The organism is Sphingomonas sp. CFBP 13706 (assembly GCF_014842355.1).
GTDB lineage: Bacteria > Pseudomonadota > Alphaproteobacteria > Sphingomonadales > Sphingomonadaceae > Sphingomonas > Sphingomonas aerolata.
In genome coordinates this window covers 1-1,079 of the sequence record NZ_JACYVM010000056.1, presented here as the reverse complement: position 1 = coordinate 1,079, position 1,079 = coordinate 1, and the positions used below count along the sequence as shown (strand labels likewise).

Below are 1,079 nucleotides of genomic sequence, written 5' to 3'. Positions count from 1 at the left end.
CCGCTGTTGCCGCTCCCGTTGCTTCATCGATGTCGGTGACGATGACGACCGCACCTTCGTTATGGAAGCGTGCTGCGATTGCGCGGCCGATACCACGCGCAGCACCGGTGACGACGCACGTCTTGTTATTCAGTCTTTGCATGATGTTCTCGAAAACAGAGTCCAGTCGGCGGATTACTCCGCTGGCGTATGCTTTGCCGCTTTAGCGGTGACGCTGGATCATTTCGAAAGACTCCCGAGAACGTGACGATGTTACGTCAACGATCAATCGGCTGCAATTCAATATTTCGATCCTTTTTGGGAAGCGCGATTGCCAGGAAGCCATTGCTATCATTCGGACGTTAGGTCCAAGGCGCAGCGCACCATCGGAATGGCCTTAGCCTGCCCACCCCTGTGGCAAGAGCCCTGCGCAATTCATTACAAACCGTTTGCGAAGCAGTTCGGGGATGGCGGGGTAGAATCTGACTTGCCGTTGGTACGACGCGGTTATTATTTCTCCTGCCTCTAAGCTGGTTAGGATCTTTTGACTCGTTGGAAAGTCAAAGGAATAAGCAGTCTCGTTGCCAACCAGAGCCAGATCAGGGCGAGAGGAACGCGCGACCTTCCCAAATGATAGGTTCAAAGTTGGCTGAGGCCACGCCTGAGCGGCCGTAAAACCACGCAATTGCACAATTGTACGAGTGCCACTACAGCCGAGTGTTAGGCGCGGACGATTGCCTTCATAGAAGGACAGGTAGGGGGTGTTATCTGCCACCCCAAAGCTAGTCCAGCCTGAGGGTTGCGGCCCAGCAACTACTGCCGTTGCAAGACAGATTGATAGAAGACAGGGGTGCATCCGTTTCGACCTTGGTGAGCGTCGTCAAGAAAGCCGAGTTAGCGATTGAAGATGACAACACGTTGACTATCCGCTCACGGTCTCCGACTTTTTGTCTGACGTAGGAGTTCCCATTCAACGATCGATTCCGAGAACGTCGATCCCTTCTCGCCAACCGTTCCCTTTTTGGAAAGCTGCCGTTCCACAGTCGCCCGATTGTGTTGAAGAAGTCGGCCTCGGCGCCGGCTGGCACCGGCTTAAAATC

The 1,079-nt window shown here is 54.2% G+C and carries 2 protein-coding genes; both read right to left on the bottom strand.

Annotated features, from left to right (window positions below):
* On the bottom strand, nt 1-142 hold a 142-nt coding region (locus tag IFS44_RS21610; protein WP_192099690.1), incomplete at its 3' end, for an SDR family NAD(P)-dependent oxidoreductase.
* A 619-nt stretch (nt 143-761) separates the two neighbouring features.
* Nucleotides 762-1,079: hypothetical protein (locus IFS44_RS22015; RefSeq protein WP_206757904.1), on the bottom strand; the 318-nt coding region annotated here is incomplete at its 5' end.